The organism is Pseudoalteromonas sp. SG45-3 (genome assembly GCF_014164075.1).
Classification (GTDB): domain Bacteria; phylum Pseudomonadota; class Gammaproteobacteria; order Enterobacterales; family Alteromonadaceae; genus Pseudoalteromonas; species Pseudoalteromonas distincta.
The window spans coordinates 1-13,078 of record NZ_JACJEN010000007.1 but is presented as its reverse complement, the minus strand read 5'-3'; the positions used below and the strand labels follow the sequence as shown (position 1 = coordinate 13,078).

At 39.3% G+C, this 13,078-nt stretch carries 11 protein-coding genes and 1 pseudogene; 9 read left to right on the top strand and 3 right to left on the bottom strand.

Annotated features, from left to right (window positions below):
• Positions 1-363 precede the first annotated feature (363 nt).
• Both H5126_RS10060 and H5126_RS10055 read right to left on the bottom strand, forming a co-directional pair.
• Positions 364-816 carry an REP-associated tyrosine transposase gene (locus tag H5126_RS10060; RefSeq protein ID WP_182712107.1) on the bottom strand — a complete coding sequence of 151 codons (453 nt, stop codon included), beginning with the start codon at positions 814-816 and terminating at the stop codon, positions 364-366.
• A 154-nt stretch (positions 817-970) separates the two neighbouring features.
• On the bottom strand, positions 971-2,344 hold the full coding sequence (locus tag H5126_RS10055) for an MBL fold metallo-hydrolase RNA specificity domain-containing protein (RefSeq protein ID WP_182720579.1): 1,374 nt from the start codon (positions 2,342-2,344) through the stop codon (positions 971-973).
• A 469-nt stretch (positions 2,345-2,813) separates the two neighbouring features.
• Between H5126_RS10055 and wecA the strand changes: the two genes are divergently transcribed.
• The 5 genes from wecA to H5126_RS10030 all read left to right on the top strand — a co-directional run bounded on the left by wecA (position 2,814) and on the right by H5126_RS10030 (position 7,478).
• Positions 2,814-3,845, top strand: a complete 1,032-nt coding sequence (gene wecA / locus H5126_RS10050; RefSeq protein WP_182720580.1) for a UDP-N-acetylglucosamine--undecaprenyl-phosphate N-acetylglucosaminephosphotransferase — start codon at positions 2,814-2,816, stop codon at positions 3,843-3,845.
• A 111-nt stretch (positions 3,846-3,956) separates the two neighbouring features.
• The gene (locus H5126_RS10045; protein ID WP_002958461.1) at positions 3,957-4,283 is read left to right on the top strand and encodes a DVU3141 family protein; all 327 of its coding nucleotides are present in this window, start codon (positions 3,957-3,959) and stop codon (positions 4,281-4,283) included.
• A gap of 7 nt (positions 4,284-4,290) precedes the next feature.
• On the top strand, positions 4,291-6,018 hold the full coding sequence (locus H5126_RS10040) for a polysaccharide biosynthesis/export family protein (protein ID WP_182720581.1): 1,728 nt from the start codon (positions 4,291-4,293) through the stop codon (positions 6,016-6,018).
• Positions 6,019-6,804 carry an ABC transporter permease gene (locus H5126_RS10035; RefSeq protein ID WP_182720582.1) on the top strand — a complete coding sequence of 262 codons (786 nt, stop codon included), beginning with the start codon at positions 6,019-6,021 and terminating at the stop codon, positions 6,802-6,804.
• Between the two features lie 23 nt (positions 6,805-6,827).
• A complete protein-coding gene (locus H5126_RS10030; RefSeq protein WP_182720583.1) occupies positions 6,828-7,478 on the top strand; it encodes an ABC transporter ATP-binding protein in 651 nt (216 codons plus the stop codon).
• A gap of 1,146 nt (positions 7,479-8,624) precedes the next feature.
• On the opposite strand, the pseudogene H5126_RS21715 reads toward H5126_RS10030, so the two are convergent.
• Positions 8,625-8,672: pseudogene (locus tag H5126_RS21715) on the bottom strand (hypothetical protein); the annotation flags it as partial.
• A 295-nt stretch (positions 8,673-8,967) separates the two neighbouring features.
• Here H5126_RS21715 and rfbA point away from each other — a divergent pair.
• The 4 genes from rfbA to H5126_RS10005 all read left to right on the top strand — a co-directional run bounded on the left by rfbA (position 8,968) and on the right by H5126_RS10005 (position 12,676).
• Positions 8,968-9,879, top strand: a complete 912-nt coding sequence (rfbA, locus tag H5126_RS10020) for a glucose-1-phosphate thymidylyltransferase RfbA (RefSeq protein WP_165723979.1) — start codon at positions 8,968-8,970, stop codon at positions 9,877-9,879.
• An 11-nt stretch (positions 9,880-9,890) separates the two neighbouring features.
• Positions 9,891-10,436: a dTDP-4-dehydrorhamnose 3,5-epimerase gene (rfbC, locus tag H5126_RS10015; RefSeq protein WP_002958467.1), complete on the top strand. Its 546-nt coding sequence runs from the start codon at positions 9,891-9,893 to the stop codon at positions 10,434-10,436.
• Positions 10,437-10,458: 22 nt separating this feature from the next.
• Positions 10,459-11,358: a dTDP-4-dehydrorhamnose reductase gene (gene rfbD, locus H5126_RS10010; protein WP_182720585.1), complete on the top strand. Its 900-nt coding sequence runs from the start codon at positions 10,459-10,461 to the stop codon at positions 11,356-11,358.
• Positions 11,359-12,307: 949 nt separating this feature from the next.
• Positions 12,308-12,676: a GxxExxY protein gene (locus H5126_RS10005; RefSeq protein WP_165723982.1), complete on the top strand. Its 369-nt coding sequence runs from the start codon at positions 12,308-12,310 to the stop codon at positions 12,674-12,676.
• Positions 12,677-13,078: the final 402 nt, after the last annotated feature.

Here is a 13,078-nt window from a genome sequence, read left to right as displayed (position 1 = left end):
TGCTTGCTGGCGCACTAAAAGCGCAGCTTTACGTATTTATTAAATTGCGCGAGCAAGCTTCACGCCTACTTGGATTTTTCATCCTCGGTCTAGGTCAATATGTAGGCGCCTTGCTTGTTGGCGCACTAAAAGCGCTGCTTTTATATATTTATTAACTTGCGTGAGCAAGCTTCACGCCTACGTGGATTTTTATCCTCGGTGTATGTAACCATGTAGGCGCCTTGCTTGCTGGCGCACTAAAAGCGCAGCTTTTACGTATTTATTAACTTGCGTGAGCAAGCTTCACGCCTACGCGAATTTTTCATCCTCGATGTATGGTGACCATGTAGGCGCCTTGCTTACTGGCGCTTTAAAGCCACCGCTTTACAAGTAAACACAATCCCAATATGGATATTTCTTTATATTGTCCACTAAGCCAGCACGTAAAGGGTTTGCGACTATATACCTCGCTTGACCTATTAAATCTTCATTATTTCTTATTTTGTGGTCATAGTAATTTGATTGCCATATCCTTCCATGCGTACCGCTATGTTTATTAAGTCTATAAGTTGTAATGTTTTTAAAATTCCTAACTAGGTTTGAAAGGTTAAGGCTACTATTTAACTGTAAAATCCAATGTATATGATCAGGCATGATTACGTAGCAGATAGTATTAAGTGAATTGTTTTTTGAAAATTTAATGAGTTCACTCGCAATTAACCGTGCACATAAAAAGTTAGCAAATAATGGCTTACGAAAATCACAACAAATTGTAATAGAGTAATAAGCGTTTACCGAAGTGCAGCGTCCTTTTAAACGTTTATGTGTGTTTGCCATATAATTAATTTCCATTTGAATAAATTAAATAGCGTGAGCAAGCTTCACGCCTACGTGGATTTTCATCCTCCAACGTATGTGAGCGCCTTGCTTGTTGGCGCACTAAAAACGCAGCTTTTACGTATTAATCAAATTGCATGAGCAAGCTTCACGCCTACAATTTACCAATCTCTATTTTAACTTCACTACTTAACACTTCCTTGTACTTTGCTGCTAACGCGTTTTTTGCATCATCATCGCCATGCACAATTTTTATATGGCTTGGCTTTTTATGCATACCCGTTACAAACTTAATTAATCCGTTTTGATCGGCGTGGGCGCTGTAGCCACTAATTGTATGTACTTTGGCGTTTATAGTAATGCGGGCATCATTTATAAAAACATAGCCATTACGTGGGCCATATTTTTGAATTTCGCGACCTAGCGTTTTATTACCTTGGTAACCTACAAACAATACATCGGTGGTTTTGTCACTTAAAAATCGCTCAAGATAATTAACTATTCGCCCACCAGTACACATACCGCTTGCCGCTAATATTATTGCTGGTGTTTGCCGCGAACTTAAATAGTTGATAACAGCCATGTGCTCTTTGTGTGAATCAACCGTAGTTAGGTTTTTAAAATCGAGCGGGTGCCTACCGTTTGCAACTTTGCGTTTAGCTTCGCTATCCCATAAGTGTTTAAAGTTTTTGTATTGCTCAGTAAAATTGGCTGCCATAGGGGAGTCGAGTATTACGTGAATGTCTCGCCACTTAGACTTTTTAGATGAGCCATGTATGAGTTGCTCAAGCTCATATAATAGCTCTTGTGTGCGGCCAATACTAAAAGCAGGAACTAAAACAACGCCGTTGTCGGCTACTGCGCGTTCAATAATGTTTTTTAGCGTTTTTGTGCGCTCTTTACGGCCTTGGTGGTTTTTATCGCCGTAGGTTGATTCAATAACTAGGGTATCGGCTTTATAAGGCGGCTTAGGCGAAGGGAGTAGTGGGGTATACGGCGCGCCTAAATCTCCTGAAAACACAACGCGATGTTTGTTGTTATCATTATTTGTAATATCAATTTCAACGTAAGCAGAACCCAATATATGCCCTGCACGCTGAAACCTCGCCTTAGCTTTGCCGGGCGCTTTGCAAGGCAGTTCAAACCACGTTTTATAATCAACAGCAATTATGCGTTTATTTAATAAGCTTAAGCAGGCAGCTATAATTTTAGGGTCGCGGGTTACACCTACTTTTAAAGCATCTTCAATTACCAAAGGTAATAAACTGGCCGATGCAATACTTGTAAAAATAGGGCCTTTAAAACCGGCTGCTAATAAATAAGGAATTCGACCAACATGGTCAATATGGCAATGGGTAACAATAAGCGCAGTAACATGGTTAATATCAAATTCAATTGAAAGATCGGCTTTAGAATCCTCACCCTGAAATAACCCGCAATCAACAAGCACACTTGTTTGCTCGTTAATTATTAGCTCGTGGCACGAACCGGTAACTCCATTAACCGCTCCGTGGTGAAGTATTTGCATGATGGCTCACAGTAATTAGTTGTTTTTGTAATGACATTTACAGTAGAAGTTAAATTACAAAGATTCAAGGTAGGGTATAGCCGCAGTGTTTTAATGATAAAGAAAGCATATTTTCTTTATTAAAACTTAATTCCTAATTTATTTATAATTTAGCTGTCGTAGATCAACGTTCAGGCTATATTTAACCATATTTATTTACCATACTGTCGATTACGCGCTATGGTCGGTTATCGAGAGATAGAATTAAAGCTGTAATAGTATTGAAGTACTTTAAACAACTATTTGTGGTATTATTTTTAACATTGAAAAAATAAATCATTACAAAACTAGTGATAAATCATGTGTTTTAAGTGCTTTGTCTTGATAATATAGTTGTAATTAGCCATGCATAAATGTAAAGGTTTTGTATACTTATGAGAAGTACATATACGTTGCGCTTTAGCTATACTTTTACACATATGGATACATAATGGATTTTTGGTTCCCTCTCTCAATTACGTTTATTATCTCACTTATTGCCATAAAAGTGATTAATCCTATTGCTGTAAAAACAGGGTTGGTTGACTTCCCTTGCGATAGAAAAATACATAAAGGAAACATTCCTTTAGTTGGCGGAATTGCAATTTATTTAGCCGTATTAATTACTTCAATGTTATTTATAGAACACAGCCGAAACTTAAATATTTATTTAGTTGCATCAGCGTTGGTACTTTTTTTGGGTACTTTAGATGATCGTTATCAACTCTCGGTAAAAATCCGACTTGTTGCACAAGTGCTTGTAGCCTCGTTAGTTATATTTGGAACAGAGATCTACTTACACAGCTTAGGATATATTTTAGGTTGGTTTGAACTCAAATTAGCAGGATTTGGAATTGTATTAACGGTTATTGCTATTATTGCAGGAATCAATGCTATTAACATGATGGATGGCATGGATGGATTAGTCGGTTTACTCAGTGTAGTTGCATTTACTGCTTTGGCGTTTTTACTAAGTCGAGTAACTAATGCATGGTATTTGCTGCCTTTTTTATTTATTGCTGCCTTATTAGGGTATTTAATATTTAATCTTAAACTACACAGTTCAGTCACAAAAATATTTATGGGTGACTCAGGCAATATGCTCATAGGCTTAACTCTAGTTTGGCTTATGGTAATAGGAATAGAATTTGATGCGCCAGCATTAAGACCTGTAACTGCCTTGTATATAATTGCTGTACCTTTAATGGATATGGCAACAGTAATAATGCGAAGAGTCAAATCAGGTGTATCCCCTTTTCAGGCTGACAGACAGCATTTGCATCATATTTTTGAAGCTGCAGGTTACAGCCATCGATTTTCGCTTATTGTTATTTCGTCTGGTGCAAGTATACTTGCCCTACTAGGTTGTTTGGCTGAAGTTTATGCAGTTGCAGAGTGGATAATGCTAGTGTCTTTTTTATTGTTTTTTATGTGTTATTCGGCAATTACTAAACAAGTATGGAAAAAGCTAACGAAAATTTAGCCACATCAAGGATTTTATTTTGTTACTTACCAATAGATTAGAAAATAAATAATGAAAAATAATAAAGTTATACTATCACTTCTCCCTTTTCTGTTTTTAACAGGCTGTGCTATGTCACCCCCTGTTCTTCATGCCACACGTGCTCTAATAGACGAACCAATAAAATCTAACAGTGCTAGCGCATTACCCACGTATTTAAGTGATGTATTAGACTCTAAGCCGCAAGGCTATACAGGGCAATACAATAATATTGAGTTTACATTAGGCCTGCAATATACGTCAGCATTGGGTGAAAACTGTAGAGTGGTTTATTTAAAAAGAGCAGAACAATTAGCCGAACAAGAACGTCGAGCTGTGTGTAAAAATACCAACCAGCAATGGGTAGTAACGCCTCAAGTAATTGAAAACAAAAACAACCAAATTAGCTTTGGAGCTTAAGCCCTTTATGAACATGCTAAGCAAAATATTTCAAACATTTTTAATATTAATCTGCTCTACCTTTAGTCTATTTAGCGCTAATGTTACCGCAGCAGAACAAATGTCTTTAAGCCAGCTTGAAAGCGCAGGTACAACTCAAACGCAACTACCTAATGCTGCGTTACAAAATGGAACATATAATAAACAAGGGCGTTCTGGAACATTATTGCCAGGCGAAATGTCAGCGGCTGAATTACTACCTACTCCAGAGCTTGGCTTACCACCTCCATATGGTGCAAACTTATTTGCAGGAGGTTACGAAAGTGAGCGCCAAGATGGTTTGAACGACGACTATACAATAGCACCAGGCGACAAAGTTTCAATTTGGCTGTGGGGTGCAATAAATCAATCAGAAGTTATAACGGTTGATAACCAAGGTAATTTATTTATAACTAATGTAGGTCCTGTATACGTAGCAGACGTAAAAGCAAGCCAGCTAAACAGTTACGTAAGCAATAAAATAAAAGAAGTATATAAAAGTAGCGTACAAATATACGTAAACTTACTTACAGCAACGCCAGTGAGTGTTTACATAAGTGGTAGCATTGTTCGTCCTGGGCAATATGCAGGTATAGCCTCCGACAGTATTTTGTACTACTTAAAGCGAGCCGGTGGAATAGACTCTGAGCGAGGAAGTTACCGCTCTATAAAGGTATTACGAGACGATAAAGTAATTCAAAATATTGACCTATACGACTTTATACTAAGTGGTTACCTCCCTAAGTTTAACTTTAAAGACAACGACGTAATTTTAGTTGAGCGCCAAAAGGCAACAGTTGTTGTATCAGGCAGTGTAAGAGCACCATTTAGGTTTGAGTTTAAAGATAATCAAGCAACGGGAGAGCAACTAGCAAAATTTGCCTTGCCACTTGCTAAAGTAAGCCACGTAGGAATAGTAGGCGATCGTAAAACAGGCCCATTTTCGGTTTACTTACCTTACAACGAGTTTAAAAGCTTTACACTTAAAGATGGCGACCGCCTTATTTTTAACGACGATATACGTGCGCAGGTACTCGACATTCAGGTAGCTGGCAGTTATTTAGGGCCTTCGTACTTTGCAGTAAAAAATAACACACGCTTGCACGACTTACTTGCCAATATACAAATAAATAAAGACCTTGCTGACTACAAGTCAATTTATATACAGCGTAAAAGCGTAGCTAAAAAACAAAAAGAGATGATTGACCAAGCGTTAGACCGATTAGAGCGCAGCATATTTACCGCCCCAGCGTCGTCCGACGGAGAAGCTAAAATAAGAGCCGAAGAAGGTAAAATGATTTTAGAGTTTACCGAACGTGCCCGCAAAGCGGTTCCACTTGGCAAAGTAGTTATTTCTGATCAAGGTCAAGTTGCAAATATTAGGTTAGAGCAGGGGGATGTAATACACATACCAGCAAAAACTGATTTAATACACATAGGTGGCGAAGTGCTCATGCCACAAGCGCTTGTGTACAACCCAAATGCAACAATTGACGACTACATAGCATGGGCGGGTGGCTACAGCGAACGCGCCAATTACGACCAAATAATGGTAATACACCCTAACGGCATGATAGACGTAGACGCTTACGGCACCTTAAAACCAGGTGACCAAATTTTGGTACTTCCAAAAGTAGACACCAAGTTTTTGCAATCGGTTAAAGATATTACGCAAATTATTTATCAAATTGCTATTGCGGCAAATGTGGCCACCTAAATGACCACAGTACTTAAACGTAATAACTGGGCAATATGGCGCGACGTTATATTTGCCCTATTTGTACGAGAAATCCGCACAGGCTTTAACGATAAGTTAGGGCTTGCGTGGGCGGTATTTCAGCCATTAAGTTTTATATTTTTATTATCGTACTTACGCGGCCTGATCTCAGGTAGCGACTCACACACGGTGCCCACATTCGAATTTATGATGTACGGCATGCTGTTAATTCAATTGTTTTTAGAAACTTTAAATAACTCAGCAAATTCAATAAAAAAAAATAAGGCCTTATTTGCCTTTAGGCAAGTGCAGCCAATTAGTAGCGTTGTGGCCAGTAGTTTTTTTGATTTGTTAGTTAAGCTATTTGTTTTTGTACTTATTTTATTACTAATGTTTTTACTTAAAATGGATATTAATATAGACGATCCATTATTTTTAATAACCAACGCTTTTGCAGTATGGATTATAGCGATGTCACTGGGGTTACTATTTGCTATTGGGCAATGTTATGTACCTGAAATTACTAAAGTACGAGGTATTTTAACTAGGCCTTTGTTTTTTATATCGGGTGTATTTTTTTCGATGGAGGATATACCCAAAGAGTACTGGTCGTATTTAGATTGGAACCCACTTTTGCATGCAATAGAATTAACTCGTCATGCGGCTTATAGTACTTACCCTACAGAGGCTGTAAGTGAGTTTTATTTATTAGCTTGTACGATTGTATTATTGTTTTTTGCTTTAGCTGTTTACCACGTTTCGTGGAAACAGGCGCTAAGCAGGTAACCTTATGCAACAAGGAGTATTAAGTGATTAAGCTGCAAAACGTTACCAAGTACTATCCCTCTACGCTAGGTAACCAATATATTTTTAAAAATGTAAGCTTTGAAATACCTAGCGGCCATAACATTGCTATTTTAGGCTCTAATGGCGCAGGTAAATCTACTCTTTTTAGAATGCTTGCTGGCAGCGAATACCCTAATAAAGGTGAAATTATTACCGACCTTCACTTATCGTGGCCGGTAGCGCTTGCCACAGGGATTCACCCGCAAATGAGCGGCGCCGAAAACGCCCGCTTTATAGGGATGATTAACGGCGTTGCCGACTTAGACCAATACGTGCGCCGTGTACGCCAATTTGCCGAGCTAGGCCCAAAGTTCGATTTACCAGTAAATACATACTCAAGTGGCATGAAACCCCGCCTAGCATTTGCTTGTTCAATAGGAATAGATTTTGACGTATACCTAATAGATGAGGTTACCTCGGTGGGCGATGCAAGCTTTAGAAAAAAAACACGCGAAGCCCTCACACAAAAAAGTAAAAATGCTAATGTGATAATGGTAAGCCACGAAATGGACGAACTGCGCCATTTTTGTGATAGCGCCATTGTATTGCACCAAGGCGAACTTACTTTTTACAACGATTTAGAGCAAGGAATTGCTCATTACCAGGCATTATAATTATGAGTCAACAAGCGGTAGAAAAAATAGAACAACGCTTTACCGAGCTAGCAAAAAAAACCGATAAAATTATTTGGCACAATGGCGAAAAGCTCATGGGGCTTGCGCAGGAACTAGAGCAAAACGATGTATATCTAGCAAGGCGTGTTATGCAGCGCGCTCGTAATATTGATCCCACAAATCAATATATACAAAAAGAGCTAACTAGGCTTACTAATAAAATAAATAACCAACCGGGTAAAGCACAAACAAGTACCTCTACCGAGCAAAATGCAAAACCATCAGTAAAGCAAGCTGCTATGGCTGAGTTAAATAATAAGCGCGGGCTACACTTGTTTGCTAAGCCATGGTTTGTACTATTGGTTGTGCCTTTCATTTTGTTCGCGTTTTATCAGCTTGTATGGGCTGCCCCACGTTTTGAAAGCCGTGCACAATTAATAATTCAGCAGCCCGACGGCATGGCAACAATGGACCCTTCAATGGCGCTACTTAGTGGCTTAGGTGTGGGTGGTAACTCAACAGCCGATACCGAAATTGCTAAAGCGTACATACACTCGCAAGATATGCTTAACTACCTACAACAACACAATAATTTAAAAGAACATTACCAAAATGGTGGTGATGTATTTTCGCGTTTAAGTAGTAATGCGAGCATAGAAGATTTATTAAAATATTATATAGACCATACCACAGTCGAAATTGACGAAGACTCAGGCGTACTAAAAATATTAGCCCAGGGCTTTACGCCTGAATTTGCAAACACTCTAACGCAAACAATAGTTAACCGCGCAGAGTGGTATATAAATTCAATAGGCCACCAACTAGCTGATGCGCAATTAAAGTTTATACGATTAGAGCATGCAAAAGTTGAGCAACGCTTGCGCGACGCACAAAAAAACACTCTTGCGTTTCAGCAAAAAAATAACTTACTTGACCCAGAGGCCGAAGGCATGGCGCTGCAGAAAATAACCTATGGGCTTGAGGGGCAAATAGCCACTAAAAGTGCAGAGCTAAAAGGGCTACGCTCAACCATGACCGAAAAAGCCCCGCAAGTAGTTATGTTAGCGTCGGAGCTGAGCGCACTTAAAACCCAGCTAGAGCTAGAGCGAGATAGGCTTTCTACTCAGCAAGGCACCAATAGTAATATTAAAAATAATGGAACCTCTGTAAGTGAAGTGCTTGCGCAATTTTCTGACTTAAAAATTGAGTTAGAGCTAGCGCTTAAAGGTTATACATCTTCTGAGGTATCGCTCGATAAAGCCAGAATTGAGGCTTATAGGCAGCTTAAATATTTAGTAGTGGTTGAGTCAGCCACGCTACCACAAAACAATAAATACCCAGCTACCTTATACAATATTTTACTCTTTGCTGTATTACAGTTAATGCTGTTTGGTATTGGTAAAATAGTTTTAGCCACAGTAAAAGAGCTAAGGTAAACTTAAAGTTATAAAGTTTAAAAATTAATTAAAATTAATAGATAGGATTCTATATGCACTCTTTAAAAGCACCTGCCACAAAGTCGGCACGCAAAGGCATAATATTAGCGGGCGGCTCGGGTACTCGCTTATATCCGCTTACAAAAGTAGTAAGTAAACAACTAATGCCAGTATACGATAAACCGATGATTTTTTACCCGGTATCTACTTTAATGATGGCGGGTATTACCGAAATTTTAATTATTTCGACCCCCGCTGAATTACCTCGCTTTAAAGAGCTACTAGGCGATGGTAGTGCATGGGGTATAACGTTTGAATACAAAGAGCAACCAAGTCCTGATGGCCTAGCGCAAGCATTTTTATTAGCTGAAGACTTTTTACAAGGCCAATGCGCGGCACTTGTTCTTGGCGATAACCTGTTTTATGGTCACGATTTATCATTATCGCTGCAAAATGCAACTGAGTGCGAGCAAGGTGCTACAGTGTTTGGTTACCATGTATCAAACCCTAAATCGTATGGTGTGGTCGAATTTGACCAAAATGGCAAAGCCATTTCAATAGAAGAAAAGCCAGATAAACCTAAATCTAACTACGCTGTACCAGGGTTATACTTTTTTGATAGTCGCGTAGTGGAGTTTGCTAAAAATGTAAAACCCTCTGAGCGAGGCGAGCTTGAAATTACCGACGTAATAGACCAATACCTCGCTAATAAAGAGCTAAACGTAGAAATAATGGGCCGTGGCACAGCTTGGTTAGATACAGGTACGCTAGATGATTTACTAGATGCTGCTAACTTTATTCGCGCAATAGAAAAACGCCAAGGCTTAAAAATTAACTGCCCAGAAGAAATAGCCTACCGCATGGGTTACATAAATGCAGAACAGCTTAAAAAGCTAGCAAAGCCGCTTAAAAAATCAGGCTATGGCAAGTACTTATTATCGCTTTTAGATCAAACTGTATTTTAATAGGCATTAAAATGAAATTTATTGAAACTAGCATCCCTGATGTAAAAATTATTGAGCCACAAGTATTTGGTGACGAGCGCGGTTTTTTTATGGAAACTTTTCGCACAGAGCTATTTAACCAACACTGCGGCGAGCGCACTTTTGTGCAAGAAAACCACAGTAAATCGGCGCACGGTATACTGCGCGGCTTACACTATCAAACACAAAATACCCAAGGTAAATTAGTGCGTGTAACGCAAGGTGAAGTATACGACGTAGCCGTAGATATGCGCCAAAGTTCGCCAACCTTTGGGCAGTGGGTAGGCGTGTTGCTTTCGGCTGAAAATAAACGCCAACTTTGGGTGCCAGAAGGATTTGCACACGGTTTTTATGTAACAACAGAAACTGCCGAATTTGTATATAAATGTACCGATGTTTATAACCCAAATGTTGAAGTCTCAATAAAGTGGGACGACCCAACTCTAAATATTGATTGGCCATTAGTTGAAGGTAAGTTACCGCAGTTATCAGCTAAAGACGAAGCCGGCCTTAGCTTTAAAAACGCCCCAAAATTTTAATAGCCCAAATTAAGTACTCATCATGAAAATATTAGTAACAGGTAAAAATGGCCAGCTAGGCTCAGAGTTACAAAAAACCTGCCCAAGCAATGTAGAGCTAATATGCTTTGGCTCAAAAGAGCTTGATATTAGTAATGCCGAACAGGTAAACGAGTTACTAATAACACACTCGCCAGATATAGTTATTAATGCTGCAGCTTATACAGCGGTTGATAAAGCCGAAACCGATACCGATACAGCCTATGCTGTAAATGAGCAAGGTGCAGCTAATTTAGCAAATGCATGTAAAAATATTGACGCAAAGCTTATACATATATCTACCGACTTTGTGTTTGATGGCACAAGCACTATGCCTTATACCGCAAGCGATGCAACAAATCCCTTGGGCGTTTATGGCGCGTCTAAACTAGCTGGTGAGCAGGCTATTAATGAAATTTTAGGCTCGCAAGCAACTATAGTGCGTACCGCGTGGGTTTATTCTGTTTTTGGTAATAACTTTGTAAAAACAATGTTACGATTAATGGCAGAAAAAGAACAGTTAGGTATAGTAGGCGACCAAGTTGGTACGCCAACGTGGGCGGCAGGTTTGGCGAATATGCTATGGGCTTTAGTAGCTAAAGCAAGCAGTGAGCAAGTTTTAAATATTGAAAATACAGCAACTATTTTAAATTGGACCGATGCGGGTGTAGCTTCGTGGTACGATTTTGCAGTAGCAATACAAGAGCTTGCAATTGAGCAAGGGCTATTAGCTAAATCAATACCAATTAGTGCAATACCAGCAGCAAGCTACCCAACGCCAGCTAAACGCCCTGCATTTAGCGTGTTAAATAAAGCCCAGGCTGAAGAAATAAGTGGCGTAAAAACAGTGCATTGGCGCGCACAACTAAAAGCAATGCTAACAGAGCTAAAACTTAACCAATAGGTTAATTTTATAGGTGAGGTTTTGTACCTCCTAATAAAGTGATTAAGTGATTATTATCACCACAGAGAACACAGAGAACACAGAGAAGTGAAGGAGAAAAGCTAATAACTTCTCCGTGTAGCGCGCAGCGCCTCTGTGCCCTCGGTGGTAAAATTGTTTTGTAGGTGAGGTTTTATACCTCGCTTATAGTGTAAGTAATTAAGACATTATTATCACCACAGAGAGCACAGAGAGCACAGAGAAGTGAAGGAGAGGATCTAATAATTTCTCAGTGTAGCGCGAAGCGCCTCTGTGCCCTCGGTGGTAAATTTTTTTTTGGCTAAAGCTCATAAAGTGATTAAGAGATTATTATTACCACCGAGAAGACAAAGAGAAGTAAAGGAGAAGAGCTAGTAACTTCTCCGTGTAGCGCCTCTGTGCTCTCGGTGGTAAAAATGTTTTGTAGGTGAGGTTTTATACCTCGCTCATAAAGTGGTTAAGAGATTATTATAACCACAGAGGACACAGAGGACACAGAGAAGTGAAGGAGAAGAACTAATAACTTCTCCGTGCAGCGCGAAGCGCCTCTGTGTTCTCGGTGGTAAAATTGTTTTGTAGGTGAGGTTTTATACCTCGCTTATAGTGTAAGTAATTAAGACATTATTATCACCACAGAGAGCACAGAGAGCACAGAGAGCACAGAGAAGTGAAGGAGAGGATCTAATAATTTCTCAGTGTAGCGCGAAGCGCCTCGGTGTTCTCGGTGGTAAAATTGCTTTGGGCTAAAACTCATAAAGTGATTAAGAGATTAAGAGATTAAGAGATTATTATTACCACCGAGAAGACAAAGAGAAGTAAAGGAGAAGAGCTAGTAACTTCTCCGTGAAGCGCGAATCGCTTCTGTGCCCTCGGTGGTAAAATACGGGTTTATATTTATTTAGGTGCTAAATAGATTCTAAGGGCGCTATTTATGGAAGATTTGGTAACTAAAACTGTGATTGGTTGCGCTATTGAAGTACATAAAACACTTGGTCCTGGTTTATTAGAATCTAGTTATGAAAATTGCTTACTTTATGAGTTACAGCAAGCTGGTTTGTTACCTATGAATCAAGTTGCATTACCGATTAGCTATAAAAGTATAAGTATAGATGCAGGGTATAGGTTAGACATATTGATACCTGAAAAATTGATTATTGAATTAAAAGCTGTTGATAAACTGCTGCCTATTCATTCAGCTCAGCTTATAACTTATTTAAAGTTAACAGGCATAAAAACTGGGCTATTAATTAATTTTAATCAGGTCCGGTTGCTTGACGGGCTGAAACGTATTAGCGTGTAAAATCCGCTCTCCAGCCGGTAAGCTAGGAGAAGTGAAGGAGAAGAGCTAGTAACTTCTCCGTGTAGCGCGAAGCGCCTCTGTGCCCTCGGTGGTAAAATTGCTTTGGGCTAAAACTCATAAAGTGATTAAGAGATTATTATTACCACCGAGAAGACAAAGAGAAGTAAAGGAGAAGAGCTAGTAACTTCTCCGTGTAGCGCGAAGCGCCTCTGTGCCCTCGGTGGTAAAATTGCTTTGGGCTAAAACTCATAAAGTGATTAAGAGATTATTATCACCACAGAGGACACAGAGAAGTGAAAGAGAAGATCTAATAACTTCTCTGTGTAGCGCGAAGCGCCTCGGTGTTCTCGGTGGTAAAATTGCTTTGGGCTAAAACTCATAAAGTGATTAAGAGATTAAGAG